Source organism: Hyunsoonleella sp. J2K-J805, assembly GCF_057167125.1.
Genome location: NZ_CM169901.1, coordinates 2,738,911 through 2,758,847, shown reverse-complemented (window position 1 = coordinate 2,758,847; position 19,937 = coordinate 2,738,911). Strand labels below are relative to the sequence as shown.

General features: G+C 36.1%; 9 protein-coding genes. 4 read left to right on the top strand and 5 right to left on the bottom strand.

What is annotated here, in order from left to right:
• Window positions 1-55 precede the first annotated feature (55 nt).
• Entirely contained in the window at window positions 56-2,272 is a 2,217-nt protein-coding gene (locus AC1B0Z_RS12265; RefSeq protein WP_483792335.1) for a S41 family peptidase, read from the top strand.
• Window positions 2,265-2,978 (top strand): 3'-5' exonuclease, encoded by a 714-nt coding sequence (locus AC1B0Z_RS12260; protein ID WP_483792334.1) that lies wholly within the window; start codon window positions 2,265-2,267, stop codon window positions 2,976-2,978. Before AC1B0Z_RS12265 ends, AC1B0Z_RS12260 begins: the two co-directional genes overlap by 8 nt.
• A 54-nt stretch (window positions 2,979-3,032) precedes the next feature.
• Here the strand turns inward: AC1B0Z_RS12260 and AC1B0Z_RS12255 are convergent, their stop codons facing one another.
• On the bottom strand, window positions 3,033-10,190 hold the full coding sequence (locus tag AC1B0Z_RS12255; RefSeq protein WP_483792333.1) for an immunoglobulin-like domain-containing protein: 7,158 nt from the start codon (window positions 10,188-10,190) through the stop codon (window positions 3,033-3,035).
• A gap of 217 nt (window positions 10,191-10,407) precedes the next feature.
• Between AC1B0Z_RS12255 and AC1B0Z_RS12250 the strand changes: the two genes are divergently transcribed.
• Together AC1B0Z_RS12250 and AC1B0Z_RS12245 are read left to right on the top strand one after the other, a co-directional pair.
• Window positions 10,408-12,081: an ABC transporter ATP-binding protein gene (locus tag AC1B0Z_RS12250; RefSeq protein ID WP_483792332.1), complete on the top strand. Its 1,674-nt coding sequence runs from the start codon at window positions 10,408-10,410 to the stop codon at window positions 12,079-12,081.
• A 452-nt stretch (window positions 12,082-12,533) separates the two neighbouring features.
• Complete coding sequence (locus AC1B0Z_RS12245; RefSeq protein WP_483792331.1) at window positions 12,534-14,492, top strand: acetoacetate--CoA ligase; 1,959 nt, start codon at window positions 12,534-12,536, stop codon at window positions 14,490-14,492.
• Here AC1B0Z_RS12245 and AC1B0Z_RS12240 read toward each other — a convergent pair.
• The 4 genes from AC1B0Z_RS12240 to trhO form a co-directional block, all read right to left on the bottom strand.
• Window positions 14,489-16,837, bottom strand: coding sequence for a penicillin-binding protein 1A (locus AC1B0Z_RS12240; RefSeq protein ID WP_483792330.1), 2,349 nt, complete (start codon window positions 16,835-16,837; stop codon window positions 14,489-14,491). The two genes, AC1B0Z_RS12245 and AC1B0Z_RS12240, sit on opposite strands and share 4 nt — an antisense overlap.
• 66 nt (window positions 16,838-16,903) lie before the next feature.
• Complete coding sequence (locus AC1B0Z_RS12235; protein WP_483792329.1) at window positions 16,904-17,401, bottom strand: gliding motility lipoprotein GldH; 498 nt, start codon at window positions 17,399-17,401, stop codon at window positions 16,904-16,906.
• Window positions 17,379-18,614, bottom strand: coding sequence for a PSP1 domain-containing protein (locus AC1B0Z_RS12230; RefSeq protein ID WP_483792328.1), 1,236 nt, complete (start codon window positions 18,612-18,614; stop codon window positions 17,379-17,381). The genes AC1B0Z_RS12235 and AC1B0Z_RS12230 overlap by 23 nt, the downstream gene beginning before the upstream one ends.
• A 220-nt stretch (window positions 18,615-18,834) precedes the next feature.
• Window positions 18,835-19,914: an oxygen-dependent tRNA uridine(34) hydroxylase TrhO gene (gene trhO, locus AC1B0Z_RS12225; protein ID WP_483792327.1), complete on the bottom strand. Its 1,080-nt coding sequence runs from the start codon at window positions 19,912-19,914 to the stop codon at window positions 18,835-18,837.
• Window positions 19,915-19,937: the final 23 nt, after the last annotated feature.

Here is a 19,937-nt window from a genome sequence, read left to right as displayed (position 1 = left end):
TAGCGTTGTAAGAAAACATAATTAGATTTCTTTGATTGAAATAACATCAATCATCATGAGTAAAATTTTTCTATTCCTAATCATATCACTAAGCCTTCAATCATTTGGGCAAAATGAAGACCATAACAAATTCAATTTAGGTTTTGAAGAGTATGACCGACTATTGAGTTTTCCTTATAAATGGTTTAAATGGGGCAACTATAATTTAGAAGCCGATACGTTACAAGTGCATTCTGGAAAATTTTCAGGTAAAATCAGTTCAGGAGAAAAAGCAGATTCCTTTGGCAGTATAGCCTATGCTATTCCAGCAAACTACTTGGGGGAATCCATTCAGCTCGAAGGGTATATGAAGATTAAAGATGTGGAAGGTGGATTTGCGGGTTTGCTTTTAAGAATTAATGGTAAAGAGGAAATTTTGGGCTTCGATAATATGAAAAACCAAAATATAAATGGCACAAAAGATTGGCAGAAATATAAAATCACACTTTCGTATCCCAATGATGCAAAAACTATTTTTGTTGCTGGTATTTTAGTAGGCAAAGGCGAAGCGTGGTTTGATGATTTTGTTTTAACTATTGATGGCAAAAACGTTCAAACCTTAAAAGAAATTGAAAAACCCATTTTAAAAGCAGACCTCGATAAAGCATTCGATTTGGGCTCGAATATTACATTCCCAAGACTCGATGACAAACACATTACAAATTTAGACTTGTTGGGCAAAGTTTGGGGCTTTTTAAAATACCATCATCCAGAAATTGCTAAAGGAAATTATAATTGGGATTACGAATTGTTCCGAATTTTACCTAAATATCAAAATGTAGTAACCAATGCTGAAAGAGATTTGTTATTGGCTGATTGGATAGACGGTTTAGGGAAAATTGAACCGTGTAAAACTTGCAAAGACACCACTGAAAACGCTTTTTTAAAACCAGATCATGATTGGATAAATACTTTTGGTATAAGTGATGGCTTAAAAAATAAACTAAACCACATTTATAAAAACAGGCATCAAGGAAATGGTTTTTATATTGGCATTGATAAAAATGACCGTATCAAATTCATAAATGAAGATGCATATCCTTTAATGACTTATCCTGATAGTGGTTTCAGATTGCTGTCGCTTTACAGATATTGGAATTTGATGCAGTATTTCTTTCCGTACAAATATCTAACCGATAAAGACTGGGATACGGTTTTAAAGGAGTACATTCCAAAATTTATTAAAGCAAAAAACGAATTGGAATACGAGTTAGTTGCTACAAGATTAATAGGGGAAATAAACGATACACATGCCATCCTTTGGGGAGGAAACGATAAAGTAGTCCGAAAAAGGGGCCAATACTATTCGCCTTTTAAATTACAATTTATAGAAAATAAATTTGTGGTAACCGATTATTACAATCCTGAATTTAAAGACACATCAAAAGTTAAAGCAGGGGATATTATTACCCACATCAACGGAAAACCCATAGCATCGATAGTAGATAGCATCAGTCCGTATTACCCCGCATCAAATAAAACATCAAAACTAAGAGATATTTCCAGAGATCTTTTGCGTTCGAATAAAAAAGAAATCAACATAAATTATATCTCAAATAATCAAAATAAACAGCACCGTTTACCGCTTTACGAAAAAGGTGATTTGAACTTAGACTGGTACAAATGGGAAGGAGGTAAATGTTATAAAATACTAGACGGAAACATTGGATACATCACTTTGGAATTCATTAAAAAAGAAGATATTCCAGTAATAAGAGAAACTCTTAAAGACACCAAAGGTATTATTATCGATATCCGTAATTACCCGTCAACCTTTGCGCCTTTTTTATTAGGCCCTTATTTTGTTTCTGAAAATACACAATTTGCTAAATTCACCTATGGAAATATAAATAACCCTGGGGAATTCATTTTAAAACAAGGCGATGAAATTCCAAAATCAGACGAAACCTACAAAGGTAAATTAGTGGTTTTGATTAATGAGGATTCTCAAAGTCAATCAGAATATACAGCTATGGCTTTTAGGGCTGGTGACAACACAACTATTGTTGGTAGCACCACTGCCGGAGCCGATGGAAACGTTGCTCGATTTTATTTACCTGGTGGTTTGATGACTAGGATTTCAGGAATTGGCGTATATTATCCAGACGGTACCGAAACCCAACGGGTTGGTATTATACCAGATATTGAGATAAAACCGACTATTAAAGGTATTAAAGAAGAAAGGGACGAAGTTTTGGAAAAAGCCATTGAAATTATAAATAAAAATGATTAAAAAATTAGACTTAGAAAACATACTATTTCTTGATATAGAGACCGTACCTGAGTTTCAAAATTTTTCTGAATTAGACGACACTAGACAATCCCTTTGGGAGCATAAAACGCAATATCAAAGAAAAGATGAATACACGCCTGAGGAATTCTATGATAGAGCAGGGATTTGGGCAGAATTTGGGAAAATTATTTGTATTTCTGTGGGCTATTTTAATTTCCAAGGCCAGCGGCGAATGTTTCGCGTTACATCATTTTACGGTGATGAAATTACCATTTTAAAAGATTTTAAAAACCTTATCATCACCCATTTTAGTCAAATAAAGCATTTATTATGTGCTCATAATGGTAAGGAATTTGACTTTCCCTATATCGCTCGTCGTATGATAATCCATAATATTGAATTGCCTTATAAATTAAATCTCTTCGGAAAAAAGCCTTGGGAAGTGCCACATCTAGACACTTTGGAGTTGTGGAAATTTGGCGACTATAAAACCTACACTTCGTTAAAACTTTTAACCAATGTCTTAGGCATTCCTTCTCCAAAAGATGATATAGATGGTAGTGAGGTTTACGCCGTTTACTATGAAGAAGGCAATATTGATAGAATCATCGATTATTGTGAAAAAGACACTATTGCCGTTGCTCAAATTTTCTTGAGATTAAGAGGCGATGACCTACTTACCGATGATGAAATTATTCGTGTATAAAAAACGTCCAAATTGTAAAAATTTGGACGTTTTATAATTCTATTTTGCTATTAATTATTCTTTTACAAAGCGTTTCATCATTTTATCTTTCTCTTGAGTGACATGAATAAAATATACCCCAGATTCCAATCGATCCACAAGCACTCTATTTCCAGTTTTCCCTTCCTGAACTATCTGACCTAATGCATTTACTATTCTATAAGACACCTCGCCTGTTTTTTCTGTTTTAAGATGTAATATGTTCTGCACAGGGTTAGGGTAAATGGTAAGACTATTGATATTTCCTGATTTATCTTTTATATCCTCCTTGGCTGCAGCAGATCCAACAGTTAAGTTAATATTATCTATTGCTATATCGGCTTGCCAAGTACCACCCGTAATTCGGTTAAATCGTAATTGAACACTACTGCCCGCATAAGCAGTAAGATCTATATTGGTAGATTGCCAAGAGCTGCCTTTATTTCCTGTCTCACTCCACAAGGAAGCCCAAGTTATACCATTATCCACACTCGCTTCTAAACTAATTGTTCCCATATCATTTGAGCCGAACATGTGATAATTAAAACTAAAGTTTGCGGAGGACACTAAAGTTAAATCATAACATGGTGAATTGATAATAGCTTGTTTATTGGGGAAACCTGTACCATTTCCAGAGGCTTCCACAAAGATATAGAAGTTTCCAGCTATCGCACTTGAAGGCCCTGTATTATTAGATGGTGTACCATTGGCATCAACTGTCCAATTAAGATCATCCGCCAAGGATTGTGTCCAGTCTCCTATTGTGTTCTCAAAACTTTGAGCATATGGATAACTCGATAAACCACCCGCACAACTTTCAATTACCAATTCCTCATCAATTAAACTAATATCATCTATAGCAATATCTGCTTGCCAAGTGCTACCCACAAATCTATTAAATCTTAATTGAATACCACTGCCAACATAAGTCGACAAATTGATATTGGCAGTTTGCCAAGAATTACCTTTGTTTCCACTTTCATTCCATATGCTTACCCATGTCGCACCTTCATCATCGCTAATTTCTAAATCCATGGTACCCATATCAGCTGCACCAAACATATGATATTTAAAACTGAATGTTGCTTCTGATAACGCAGTTAAATCAAAACAAGGAGAAGTAAGTATTGCTCTTTTGTTGGGATAACCTGTACCATTTACAGAGGCTTCAATATAGAGGTAGAAGCTACCTTGAGTTGCACCAGAAGGTCCAGTGTTATTTGATGGCGTAGTGTTACTATTAATAAGCCAATCTAAATCATCAGAAGAAGACTGTGTCCATCCTCCCAAAGTGTTTTCAAAACCTTCGGCATAAGGGAAGGCAGCAATACCTCCAGAACACCCATTGTTTATTGGTGAAACAACAATGGTTCGCGTTAATTGAGTAGCAGCATTTCCAGCGGAATCACTTATATTATAAGTTACCATATAAGAACCCGCTGTATTTGTATCAACGATATCCCCACCAATTACAATGTTAGCTGAAATATCACCATCAATGTTATCTGTTGCTGTTGCGCCTTGTTCATTGTATGTGTCTCCAACATTAAGATTAATTGTTGCTGATCCTACTAGCGCAATAGTTGGAGCAACAGTATCTGCAACGACATTTACTGTTCTAATTACTGTATTTGCAATATTTCCAGAAGCATCAGAAACATTATAATCAACAAAATATGTACCTGCAGCTGAGGTGTTCACATTATCGGTAATAACAATGCTTGATGTTAGATCTCCATCCAGGTTATCGGCAGCAGTTGCACCTTGTTCAACATAAGTATCACCAACATTTAAACTAATGGAAGCAGATCCAATTAAAGTGATAACTGGAGCAGTGGTATCAGGAATAACATTCACCGTTCTTGTCACTTCAGTAGCAGGGTTCCCTGCCGCATCACTTACATTATAGGTTACCACATAGTTTCCCGCTGTATTGGTATCCACAACATCACCTCCGATAACAATGTTCGCCGAAATATCACCATCGATATTATCCGAAGCCGTTGCACCTTGTTCTATATAAGTATCACCAAGATTCAAGTCTATCGGAGAAGCTCCTACTAAGATAATGACAGGAGCGGTAGTGTCAGGAATAACATTCACCGTTCTTGCCACTTCAGTAGCAGGGTTTCCTGCGGCATCACTTACGTTGTATGTTACCACATAGGTTCCCGCTGTATTAGTGTCCACGACATCACCTCCGATAACTATGTTCGCCGAAATATCACCATCGATATTGTCCGAAGCCGTAGCTCCTTGTTCTGTATAAGTATCACCAAGATTCAAGTCTATAGACGAAGCGCCAATTAATGTAATTACTGGAGCTGTGGTATCAGGAATAACGTTCACCGTTCTTGTTACTTCAGTAGCAGGGTTTCCTGCAGCATCACTTAAGTTGTATGTTACCACATAGGTTCCCGCTGTATTGGTATCCACAACATCACCGCCAATAACGATGTTCGCGGAAATATCACCATCGATATTATCCGAAGCCGTTGCACCTTGTTCTGTATAAGTATCACCAAGATTCAAGTCTATCGGAGAAGCTCCTACTAAGGTAATGACAGGAGTTGTAGTGTCAGGAATAACATTCACCGTTCTGGTTACCTCGGTAGCAGGGTTTCCTGCCGCATCACTTACATTATAAGTTACAACATACGTTCCTCCAGTATTGGTATCCACAACATCACCGCCAATAACGATGTTCGCTGAAATATCACCATCAATATTATCAGTAGCTGTTGCACCCTGTTCTGTATAAATATCTCCAAGATTCAAGTCTATCGGAGAAGCTCCTACTAAGGTAATGACAGGAGCGGTGGTGTCAGGAATAATATTCACCGTTCTTGTCACTTCAGTAGCAGGGTTTCCTGCCGCATCACTTACGTTGTATGTTACCACATAGGTTCCCGCTGTATTGGTATCCACAACATCACCTCCGATAACAATGTTCGCCGAAATATCACCATCGATATTATCCGAAGCCGTTGCGCCTTGTTCTGTATAAGTATCACCAAGATTCAAGTCTATAGACGAAGCACCAATTAATGTAATTACTGGAGCTGTGGTATCAGGAATAACGTTCACCGTTCTTGTTACTTCAGTAGCAGGGTTTCCTGCAGCGTCACTTACGTTGTATGTTACCACATAGGTTCCCGCTGTATTGGTATCCACAACATCACCGCCAATAACGATGTTCGCGGAAATATCACCATCGATATTATCCGAAGCCGTTGCACCTTGTTCTGTATAAGAGTCTCCAACATTCAAGTCTATGGGCGAAGCACCCACTAATGTAATTACTGGAGCTGTGGTATCAGTTTCGATTGTAGTTAAATTAATATCATCTATAGCTATATCAGCTTGCCATGTGCTTCCAACAAACCTGTTAAAGCGCAATTGAATACTGCTTCCAGAATAAGCACTTAAATCTATATTAACCGTTAACCAAGAGTTGCCCTGATTTCCAGACTGACTCCAAATACTTGTCCAAGTTACTCCATCATCATTGCTAACTTCTAAATCAATGGTTCCCATATCAGCAGCTCCAAACATGTGATATTGAAAGCTGAAATCCGCAGCACTTGCATTAGATAAATCAAAACAAGGGGAGTTGATAATCGCTCTCTTATCAGGATATCCAGTTCCATTTCCTGAAGCTTCAACATAAATATAACTGCTACCTTCTACAGCCCCAGAAGGCCCCGTATTATTAGAAGGGGTGTTATTTGAGTTTACTAACCAATCTAAATCATCTCCTGAAGCTTGCGTCCACTGTCCAATAGAGCCTTCAAAACCTTCAGCATAAGGGTATGCTGTAATACCTCCAGAGCACCCAGGAATTGCTTCCACTACATTTACGGTTCTTGTTACTTGTGTAGCAGTATTTCCTGCAGCATCACTTACGTTGTATGTTACCACATAACTTCCTAAAGTACTAGTATTTACTGTATCACCACCAACAACAATATTTGCTGAAATATCACCATCAATATTATCTGTTGCAGTAGCTCCTTCTTCGGTGTAAGTACCACCAAGTGTAACGCTTACTGGAGTCGTACCGTTTAATGTAATAACTGGAGGTGTTACATCCGGTCCAGCACTTTCGATTATGATAGTGTAATCTTCAACTTCACCGTACTGAAATGTTTGACAAGATGTTGGTATAGCATTATATTGCATAGAAACTCGCATTCTTGTAGAATTTTCTAAAGCACTTGTTGGTACAGTAAAACTACCGCTTACACTTGTTGCATTGGTTGGACTTTGTGTAAATACTTGTTCTCCTGCATCTTCAAAATCGCCATCTCTATTGTAATCTATCCAAACCGAATAGGCTTCAGTATATACTTGTCCTGTCCAAGTTGGTGTTACCGTAATAGTATACTGCGCACCTTTTTCCAATGATGTGGAAATATTTGTAAAATCTGAATAAAACTGAGCTCCAGAAGTATTATCAAGAGTATTCAATTGTACTCTGCTTATATATTCATCGTTTACGTTTGTACTTGCAGAAGCACAATAATTTAACTGAACATCTAGAGTTGTAAATGTAACTGAGCTAGAATACGCTGAACTATTTGTGCCACAGTTCGCCCTAACTTGAGCTTCATAATCCGTTACATTAGCTAACCCTGTAATGTCATAATTTGGAGTAGACAGTCCGTTAACATCAGTCCAGTTTTGAGTTCCAACCTCACGATACCTTAAATCATAAGTTGCAGAAGCAATATTATCCCAAGTAATTGCAGCGCCCGATTCCGTAACATTGTTTGCTGCAAGAGCTGTTGGAACAGATAACACACAAGGTGTTTGAATACTAATTACCCTAAAATCATCAAAAGTAAAGCCATCAAAAGTTGTAGTTAAATCATCTTCTCTATTTAAGCTGTCACTTTTCAATCTAAAACGAATTTGCACATTGCTCTGCCCAAGTAAAAAGGTGTTTTCAGTGGCATCAATATAGATTTCTTCCATCACCCACTTATCCATGGTATCCCCATCATAAACTATATCTCCATTAGTGGATTGATGGTTTCTAAAAGCTGAAGTATTTTTATTTAAATGGAAATTTGTATCAAATCCAGCAGCAGGTTTATTATAGTTTCCGCAAAGTGCAGTCCAACTACCTCCTCCATTTGTACTTGCCTCAATTTGCACTAAATCATAATTACGCTCTAAATCCCATTTCGCATAATATTGAACTAACGCTTGAGAAGTACCTGATAAATCGATAGTGGAGTTAAGGGTAATTGTTTTATTTGTATTATCAGAATACGATCCAGATGGCGAATCTGTTATTGCTGCCGAACCAGAATAAGCGTCTGATGTGGTACCCCAACTGCCACCTGAAGTAGTCCAATTAGATGTTCCAGTAGCATCAGGATTATCAACAAATAACACATTTGCTTGATAATATTTAACATAATTAGCTTGATAAAGTACAAAATCATTATTGCTTAAAGTTACCTGAAATTCAATTTCATCATTAGGTTGAATACCAGCATCTAATGTATAAGGTACTGTTAAGTTTCTCTGTTCTAATTTACTCCATCCTGTTTGCGCAGACGGTGAAGTAATAGAAGTAATATTAGAAGAAACTGGTGTAACTGTTAAAGTAATATCATCATATGTTTTACCTAAATATTCTACCCCAAAAGTTAAATTTCCAGATGTTGAAGTAATAGCACTAAGGTTTAAATCATGTAATTTTGCAAATTTCCCAGAATATAGCACAGAAAGGAAATTCATACGCATTGCACTTTGAGCAATAGGTGTTATTTGAGATGGTAATGGCCAAAAATCATCACCATTTTCCGGCGCAAAGGCTAATATATCTTTACCTGAACCAGAACTTGTCTGACCTCCGGATGTAACTGCAGGACCACCAAGCATCCAATCATTAGCATCGCCATTTGCAGCAGTTAATGTATTAGGTGCCGAACCATAAATATATCTATTATAATGCGTTAAGTCGTGGCAGATCTTAGCATATTCATCTTCACGACCAGAATCTGAGGCGGTAAGACTACCGTTATAGGAAGACGTAACAATTGAGTTTAATCCAGAATGATGATTTACACCAACTTTAAAATCATGTTGCACCACAAAATCTTGAACAATCTGGGTTTCAGGTTCCGATCCCGCAGATGCTCCTCTGTAAATATTACTGCTTTGTGTTGGGGATGATCCTGAATTATCTATCCCCCAATAGTAGTTGAAGTTTCTATTTAAATCAATACCTCTTACATTATTAGATGTATTTGTTGAACCATTATCAGCTACACCAGGTCTTAAGTTTTTTCTTTGCAATCCACCACCGTTAGGTGCAATAACTTCATTCCATCGTAATCCATCCGGATTTATAATTGGAATAAAATATAACTCTTGGTTGTCTACAATATTCTTTATAAATGGGTCGCTATTATAGTTCTCCAAAATATACCACATAAAGTACATAATGTTCATCAAACTATTAACCTCACGGGCATGAATCATCCCAGTAATTAACGTTTCTGGTTCTGAGGCTTCATCTATATCTGGATTATCAGAAATTCTTACGTAATATACTGTTTGCCCAGGCCATGTAGTACCACCTGTGGTATTACCATGTGTGGTTTGTCCTGTTGGTGAAGCATCGGTTTTAACAGAAATAAGGTTTGGGTATAAACTACGCATCAAATCTAGTTGTGCTAAGGTTTCGCTAACGGTTAAGCATCCTCCCATACTTCCCAATTGAAAGTTTGAAGGCACAGGCCAATTAATTTCGCTACACTCATCATGTTGTGTAGGGTTTCCCACTGAAACGTTTTGTAAACTCAAACTTTTTTGAGTAATTGAAACACCATTTAACTGTTTCTTTGGTTTATTTTTTAAGCTTCTTAATTGATTTTTCGCAACGGGTAAATCAAACGCATTTCTGTTACTGTAATAGGTTGTTAAATCGTCGATTACAATTTGATAATTAATACCGTTTTTCTGTAGTTCTTGTATTTCAGCATAACTTAACTCTAGTTCTAGTCTATTATTTATAAATCTTGGACCACAGCCTAAATCTATACCAGCTTTCTGAATTTTTTGAAGAGTAAATTGAGAAGGGTTAGCAATCGAAATTCTTTTCGGAGCTTGATTTTGCTGAGAAAAGATGAAGAGTACGTTGAATAGCACAACGAGATATAAAGTAAACTTTTTCATGAGGATTGGTTGGTTAAAAAGATTTTATATAGGTTAAAATAGCATTTTATTTTCAGAAAACCCTCACTTTGTAAGTTGATTTTGAGCCCGTTATCGATTTTATGGGAAACCCATATTTGCTGCAAAGAAAAAACTCACATCTTCGTATTTACTTTTAATGATCCACAACATAAAAATTCTATTTTATTATCTTTGATAATACTTTTTTAATTCTTGAATGGCTCTTATTTTATCTATCAAAAATCTTTCTATTGCATTTAATGAAAACGAAGTCATTCATAATATTTCATACCACCTTAACAAAAATGAAATTTTAGGTATTGTAGGCCAATCTGGATCAGGAAAATCCGTTTCTTCACTAGCAATTCTCGGGTTACTTCCCAAGCACATTTCAAAGATTTCTAATGGGCAAATTCTTTATAATGAAGTAGACTTAACACAACTTTCCAATAAAGCATTTCAAGATATAAGAGGTAGCAAAATAGCAATGATTTTTCAAGAACCGATGAGTTCATTAAATCCATCCATGACCTGCGGTAAACAGGTCCAGGAAATATTATTGCAACATACGAGTCTTACAAAAAATGAGGCTAAAGGTGAAACACTTTCCTTATTTGAAAAGGTAAAGCTTCCAAATATAGAACGTGTTTATAAAGCATATCCTCATGAAATTTCAGGTGGGCAAAAACAACGTGTTATGATTGCCATGGCAATTGCCTGTAAACCCGACGTTTTAATTGCAGATGAACCTACTACTGCTCTGGATGTTACAGTTCAAAAAGAGATTATTAGTCTGTTGAAAGAGCTTCAGACAGAAACTCAAATGAGTATCATTTTCATCACGCATGACTTAGCTTTGATTTCTGAAATTGCCAACAGGGTCTTGGTTATGTATAAAGGTGAAATCGTGGAACAAGGGGATATTAAAACCATTTTTAATAATCCAAAAAACAATTACACCAAAGCATTGATAAACTCTCGACCTTCCTTGGATAAACGCTTAAAAGTATTACCTACCATTGAAGATTATTTAAACAATGCTCCAAAATCTGAAATTGTAACTTCAACAGAACGTAAAAAAAGGCATAAAAAACTATATGACCAACCACCACTGCTTGAAATTGTTGATGTAGAAAAAGAATATGTTTCAACGTCAGGTTGGTTTTCTCAACCCGAATCGTTTAAAGCTGTAAATGGCGTAAGTTTTAAACTGTATGAAGGCGAAACATTAGGTTTAGTAGGTGAATCTGGCTGTGGAAAATCTACGCTAGGTAATGCTATTTTACAATTAGATAAACCAACTTCAGGGGCTATTATTTATAAAGGGGTTGCTATTACAAAACTTTCGACTTCTGAAACCAGGAATTTAAGAAAAGATATTCAAATAATTTTTCAAGACCCGTTTGCTTCATTAAATCCAAGAATTCCTGTTGGCAAAGCCATTATGGAACCTATGAAAGTGCATAAACTTTATGATTCTGACGAGCAACGAAAAATACGCGTACTAGAAATTCTAAATAGGGTTGGTTTATCAGAAGATGTCTTTAACCGCTATCCTCATGAATTTTCTGGAGGACAAAGGCAACGTATCGGCATTGCCAGAACCATTGCTTTACAGCCAAAACTTATTATTTGTGATGAATCCGTATCAGCTTTGGATATTTCGGTACAAGCACAGGTTTTAAATTTGCTTAACGAACTTAAAACTGATTTTGGCTTCACCTATATATTTATATCTCACGATTTAGCAGTGGTTAAATATATGTCAGATCAATTACTTGTAATGAATAATGGTAGGATAGAGGAGTTGGGGGACGCCGATGATATTTATTCAAACCCTCAAAAAATTTATACCAAGAAATTAATTGATGCTATTCCTAAAGGTATCTAAAAAAACAAACTTGCTTAAAAACTAAATGAAAATCATATAAATTTTTAAGCAAGCCTTGAAAAAACATGCAACATAAATGTTTATTTAAAGCATGAATATTTTTTTAGTGAGATAAAGAAAACCTTTAACAAATCGGATTTGGTCATTTAATGTTTCCTTGAATTTACTCTCTTTTTTTGTAGGTTGTTCAGGTAGATTTGGGGCCATATCTATAAGTTTTTAAGTTTATGATAGATTTGGGGAAAAATCTATTTTTTAATTGGTTGATTTGGGACTGCTAATATCTACTTTTTTTTCAAAAACAACGATTAAAAACATATAAAATCGATGAAGTGTAATTTATTTTAACATTTTACACATAAAAATTATAAACTGGTTCCAAAGTATAAATTTTTTTAATCAATCATAACTTATATAAACTTTATCTTTGAGAAGAAATATATAGAAGTTTTATGAAAAAGCTTTGGGAAGGCACAAATCAGTTTAAGGAGGAAAGTCAATTACAAGATTATTGTAATTGGCTAAATGAAAATCGTCACTTAAAATTTAAAAACTATCAAGAGCTATGGAAATGGTCTACAGATAATATTGAAGATTTCTGGGAAAGCATTTGGCAATATTTCAAAATAAAATCGCATTCTCCGTACACCAAAGTTTTGTCATCATATGACATGCCAAACTGTAACTGGTTTGAAGGAGCCACTTTAAATTATGCTGAGCATATTTTTAGAGAATCAAAATCGAAAGAAACTGCTATTCATTTTAGTAATGAAAGTGGTGGCAATCACAATATCACATGGGAAGAACTTGAAAAGAAAGTGTCTTCAATGGTGGCGTATTTTAAATCATTAGGTGTTACTAAAGGGGACCGTATTGTTGCCTTTTTGGCTAATGTGCCAGAAGCTACCATAGCCTTTCTTGCTACTAATGCTTTAGGTGCGGTTTGGTCCAGCACCTCTCCAGATTTTGGGACCGAAAGTGTTGTAAATCGTTTTGCTCAGATAGAACCTAAAGTGCTAATCGCAGTTGATGGTTACAATTATAATGGAAAACCATATGATAAAACAGCAACAGTAAAGGAGATCGTTGCTCAACTCCCTTCATTAAAAAAGGTGGTAGTCTTACCATATTTAAATAAAGATGCTCTCGATAATTTTTCTAAAGATGACGTAAATATTAATTCCATCTTTGAAATGGATGGCGGTAACCTAGAGTTTCAACCTGTAGATTTTAATCACCCTATTTGGATATTGTATTCTTCTGGCACCACGGGGCTACCTAAGGCCATTGTGCATTCTCATGGTGGTATTTTATTAGAGCATTATAAATACATGGCATTTCATAATGACACAAAACCTGGTGAACGCTACTTTTGGTTCACTACAACAGGTTGGATGATGTGGAATTTTTTACAATCTGCACTACTTATGGGAGCTTCAATTGTATTGTATGACGGTTCTCCAACATATCCTAAATTTGATGCACTTTGGAGCTTTTCAGATAAACTGCAAATCAATCATTTTGGTACTAGCGCACCTTTTTTGGTGGCTAATATGAAAAAGGAACTCGATGTAAAAAAAGAGCATAATTTGTCTTCAATCCGTTCTATAAGTTCTACAGGAGCGCCTTTACCTGCTGAAGCTTTTGATTATGTGTATGAAAACATAAAAACAAATGTATGGCTATGTTCTATGGCAGGTGGAACCGATGTATGTACAGCTTTTGTTGGTGGGACTCCTTTCGGCACCGTTTATTCCGGAGAAATTCAATGTAGAGCTTTGGGTGTTTCACTGCATGCGTTAGACCATAAAGGAGCGCCTGTGAAAGATGAATTAGGAGAAATGATTATTGACAAACCCATGCCCTCAATGCCTATTTACTTTTGGAATGATAAAGATAATGTAAGGTATAAAGCATCTTATTTTGAAGACTATCCCGGTAAATGGCGCCATGGCGATTTCATCAAAATAAATTCCAAAACAGGTGGATTGGTAATTTACGGACGTTCTGATGCTACCTTGAACCGACATGGTATTAGAATAGGAACAAGCGAAATATATAGTGCTGTTAATAAAATTTTGGCTATTGAAGATGCTTTAATCATAAACCTAGAACTAGAAGAAGGCAAGCATTATATGCCCTTATTTGTAAAACTAAAATCAAATATTGAGTTGTCTGAAGCATTAAAATCTGATATCAATCGACAGTTAAAAACCGATTATTCTCCGCGACACGTTCCAGACGATATTATCGAAGTAGCAGATATCCCATATACAATTAGTGGCAAAAAAATGGAAGCTCCTATCAAAAAGATTTTGTTAAAGATGCCTATTGAAACCTCTATAAATTTAGATGCCATGCGAAATCCTGAGTCTGTTGCATTCTTTATTGAATTTGCAAAACAGATTTAAAACTCCAAATCTTCAGGAATTTCATCTCCAGTTAAATCGTCATCGTCTATTACCTTTTTTCCAGTTGCCTTAGAACAATCCACAGTAATAGAAAGGTTTTTGGGTTCTTCAAATTCTTCTTTAGAAATATTTAATTCGGCATCAGCATAACAACTTTTCATATATAATCCCCATATTGGTAAAGCCATAGCAGCACCCTGTCCGTAGGTAATGGTTCTAAAATGTACGGCCCTATCCTCGCCTCCTACCCAAACACCTGTAACTAAATTGGGCACCATACCCATAAACCATCCATCACTTTGGTTTTGTGTAGTACCTGTTTTTCCAGCAATTGGATTTGTGAACTCATAAGGGTAACCCGTCACAATCTCTCGGTAATCTGCTCTATACGAATCTGCACCTTTCGTTCTTAATCTTGCCCCAGAACCAGATTTCGTAACACCTTCCATTAGTTTAGTAGCAACATAAGCAGTTTCTTCGCTGAGTACGTCTCGCGTTTCAGGTTTAAACTGATATAAAATGGTGCCATTTTTATCTTCAATACTTGTAACCATAACAGGTTTAGTGTAAACACCTTTATTGGCAAAAGTTGAATACGCCCCAACCATTTCATAAATGCTAATGTCAGGTGTTCCAAGTGCAATTGATGGCACTGGTGGGATCTCAGATTCTATACCCAATTTCTTTCCTAAATCTGCTACAGTTTGAGGGCCAACTTTATCAATTAAACGCGCTGTAATCGTATTTACCGAATTGGCAAGAGCATTTTGTAATGTTCTATTGCCTCCATAATCGTTATTAGAGTTTTTTGGACACCACTCCTCGGGGTTCCCAAATTTGTTAGCTTCTATACAAAATGGTGTATCAGGAAACTCATCACAAGGTGAAAAATGCAGTTGGTCAATCGCCGCTGTATACACCAATGGCTTAAAAGTAGATCCTATTTGACGCTTACCTTGCTTAACCATATCATATTGAAAATGCTTGTAATCCATACCACCTACCCATGCTTTTACATGACCTGTGCGTGGATCCATTGACATCATACCAGTTCTTAAAAATGATTTGTAGTAACGCATGGAATCCATGGGTTTCATGATAGTATCTATTTCAGAGGGTTTGCCATCTTTCCATGTGAAAACTGACATTGGAATAGGTTTTTGGAAAGATTCAATAATCTCTTTATCCGACTTTTTTAAATCGTACTTCATATGTCTCCAACGCTCCGATCGACGCATAGAAAGTTTCATCAAATCTTCAATCTCTTCTTTTTCCAACTCTAAAAATGGGGCTGTCGGATTGCGCTTTGGTGTATTTTGTACAAAAAATTCAGCTTGCAACCTTGGCATGTGTTGTTGTACTGCATCTTCGGCATACTTTTGCATGCGAGAATCTATCGTTGTATAAATCGTTAACCCATCATTGTACAGACTCCATTTTGTACCGTCTGGTTTTGGATTATTTTTAATCCAATCCTTCATAAATGTTGCTAAATACCCTCTAAAATAGGTAGCGATTCCGTCACGGTGGGATTGTGGTGTGTATTTTAAGTCGAGATCTGTTTTTTGGAGTGAATCTTTAATGGCTTCATTAATATATCCATATTTATGCATTTGAGCCAAGACTACATTGCGTCTATTTTTCACCCCTTCAGGGTTTCGCCTAGGGTTATATAGCGATGAATTCTTAAACATCCCTACTAGCATCGCTGATTCTTTTAGTGCAAGCTCGTTTGGTTCTTTATCAAAATATATACTTGCAGCACTTCTTATACCATCTGCATTATTCCCAAAGTCATAAATATTAAAGTATTGAGAAATAATTTCTTCTTTGGTATACTGTCGCTCTAAACGCGTAGCTATAATCCATTCTCTAACTTTCTGAGATAACTTCTCAATTAAATTGGCTTTTTCTCTTCTATGAAAAAGTAGTTTGGCTAATTGCTGCGAAATAGTACTAGCACCTCCTTTACTTCCTAAGAAAAAAGCTGCTCTCAACGTTCCTCTTGCATCTATACCTGCATGGTCATGAAATCTTGCATCTTCTGTAGCAATCAATGCATCAACTAAATGATTAGATAATTCACCATAACCCACAGGTGTTCTATTGTCATTAAAATAGAACTTCCCTAAGGTTTGTCCGTCCGAGGATATGATTTCAGTTGCTAAATTTGTTTTTGGGTTTTCCAGCACAGTGTGATCAGGCATTTCACCAAAAACGCCCCAAGATGCCAGTAAAAACACTAGGATTACCGCAAGAATTCCACCTAAAAACGCCATCCAAAACCATCTGATATATTTTGAAAAACCTTCAGCTGGTGCCGTTTCTTTTTTTGCTTTTGCCATCTACTATAAAGTTTAATACATCATGATACTATTTCGCCTTGCGCAAAATTTATACGATGTTACTGTTTAATTATTATTTGGTTTTTCAACCCGAAAACCTACATCTGTAATACCTTCTAAATCAATCACGCCATTTACCTTACCGCTTTCTCTCATAGCGTGCTGAATACGTACTTGATATTCGCCAGGCTCAGTAAAAATAACGCTTTCCTTATACCACAACTTATTTTCTTTTATATCGATTGTGCCAGTACCCAACAATTTTCCTGAGGGCTCTGCCATACGATATTCTAAGGTGTCCTTAATGGTTTTCCCATGAGGAAAAGTCATCTCAACGATTAAAAATAAATTGTTGTATTTATAGGCATTAGTATTTCTAAGGTTTACAAATAAATTATATGGGTTAATAGTATCTGGTGGGTTAATTTTAAAATTGACTATAGTGTCTTTGTGCCATGCATCCGGTAGCGCCTTATAGGCATCAAAAACTCGATTTTTATCACAAGACATGATACAAAAAAACAATAGTATTACTAAGACACTATTTTTGATTGTTCTTAGCATTTTGCGGTTTTCTTTTATTGTTTCGTCTCCTTTTATTTTTATTTGAATTATTGTTGTTAGACGCCTGCTTTTTATTGCCTTGATTTCCGCTTCTTCTATTATTTCTACGTTTTTTATTGCGTTTTGGACTATCAAAACGGGTTAAACTATCTTGTCCCACAACGTTTTCAAAAGTAGCTTTAGTATCTTCAGCAAGATCTAAGGCGTATTCTTCAAGGCTAACTACTTTCTTATTTTGTTTGTTTATTTCAATAATTTCATTGGCCTGCTGCACCGTAATTTTATGCCAATTCATCCATTCGCCTTCATAAGCATACCACAAATGCCCTTTAAAAATATCTGTTTTTTGGCAAACTGCAGTTCCTTTTTCAGTTTGAAGTTTTATATCAGTTTTTGGGAATTCTTTTAACGCATCTAAATAGGTATCCAACTCATAATTTAAACAACATTTGAGCTTTCCACATTGACCTGCGAGTTTTTGCGGATTTAAAGATAATTGCTGGTAACGTGCCGCCGAGGTACTTACTGAGCGAAAATCAGTTAACCATGTAGAGCAGCACAACTCGCGACCGCAAGAGCCAATACCTCCAAGTCTCGAGGCTTCTTGACGAAAGCCTACTTGTCGCATTTCTATACGTGTTCTAAACTCTCGTGCGAAAACCTTAATGAGTTCTCTAAAATCTACACGTTCTTCTGCAGTGTAATAAAATGTAGCCTTACTGCCATCGCCCTGAAACTCAATATCAGAAATCTTCATTTGCAACCTTAAGTCAATTGCAAATTGGCGCGCCTTTACTTTCATAGCCTCTTCCCTGTCGCGAGATTTTTGCCAAATATCAATATCTTTTTGAGACGCTTTTCTGTAGATTTTTAAAATATCCTCGCCTTCAGGAGAAATATTTTTGCGCTTCATCTGCACACGAACCAATTCTCCAGTTAATGTTACCATACCGATATCATGACCTGCCTGAGCCTGAGTAGCCACAATATCGCCAATACTTAGGGTTAAATTTTCGGTGTTTTTATAATAATGCTTTCTGCCGTTTTTGTAGCGGACCTCAACCCAATCAAAAGGTTTTTCACCATTTGGAAGAGACATGTTTGCTAACCAATCAAAAACGGTTAGTTTATTACAACTGTCTGTTCCACAAGTACCATTATTTTTGCAGCCCTTTGGGGAACCGTCTTTAGTTGAGCAACTTGCGCAAGCCATATTTTATATATTGAATTCGTTAATAATTAAATTATTACGAATGGAGATTCATACCTGATTTCCACTAAAACACCGAAAAGTGCTTTAAGATGTAAATATATGATTATATCGGTACTTAAAAAAGAGGATTAACAATCTCTAGCAATCATTTACTAAAATTACATTAAGACAGAGCCAATTTTGAACACTATAATCCTTTTAAAAGTAATAGCAATGTTTCCTATGCTTTAGGCTTGTCGTATTTCAGTGTTTCAAAAATGTTCCTCAAATCCTTCTTATATGGCAAATGGTCTGCGCGCCCTTTTTTAAAGATATCATTGCTATTGCCCTGGCCTTTGCGCAGTGCTTTTTGCTCCTCGTAAGGTAAAGCATGTATCTCTTTGCACGCCGTAGAGCAACAATTATCCATCTCCTCCTTACAAGCATCACATTGAATAAATAATAAATGGCACGCATCATTAGCGCAATTGGTATGCACATCAAAAGGCGCTCCGCATTGGTGGCATTGTGCTATGATATCTTCACTTATTTTTTCAGCTCTACGCTCATCAAACACAAAGTTTTTACCAATAAATTTATTCTCAAGATTTTTCTCGTTCACCTGTCGGGTGTATTCAATAATACCGCCTTCCAACTGATACACATTTTTAAATCCCTTATGTTTAAAGTAAGCACTTGCTTTTTCGCAACGTATACCACCGGTACAATACATTACTAAGTTTTTATCTTCCTTATGTGCTTTTAAATCGTCCTCAATAATATCCAAAGATTCCCTAAAAGTATCCACATCTGGCGTTACCGCATTCTTAAAATGCCCTATTTCACTCTCGTAATGGTTACGCATATCTACCAAAATAGTATTTTCGTCTTCAATAAGTGCATTAAACTTATCTGCACCAACATGAACGCCTTTGTCGGTCACATCAAACGTGTCGTCGTTCAAACCATCCGCCACAATTTTATGGCGCACCTTCACCTTCAATTTTAAAAAAGACATATTGTCCTGCTCCACGGCAATATTCAGACGGATACCTTTTAAAAAATCAATAGTGTCTAAGTGATCTTTAAATTCTTGAAAGCGATCGGCAGGAAGCGATAATTGGCCGTTAATGCCCTCTTTTGCTACGTAAATTCTACCTAAAACGTCAAGGGAATTCCAAACTATAAACAGCTGATCTCTAAATTCTTGAGGATTCTCTATTTTGGCATATTTGTAAAAAGAAAGTGTTAATCGATTCTTGCCTGCTCTTTCGATTAATTCTGCTCTTTCTTTCGCGCTTAATGTATTGTACAGTTGCATGCTATACTAATTATTTAAGGTTA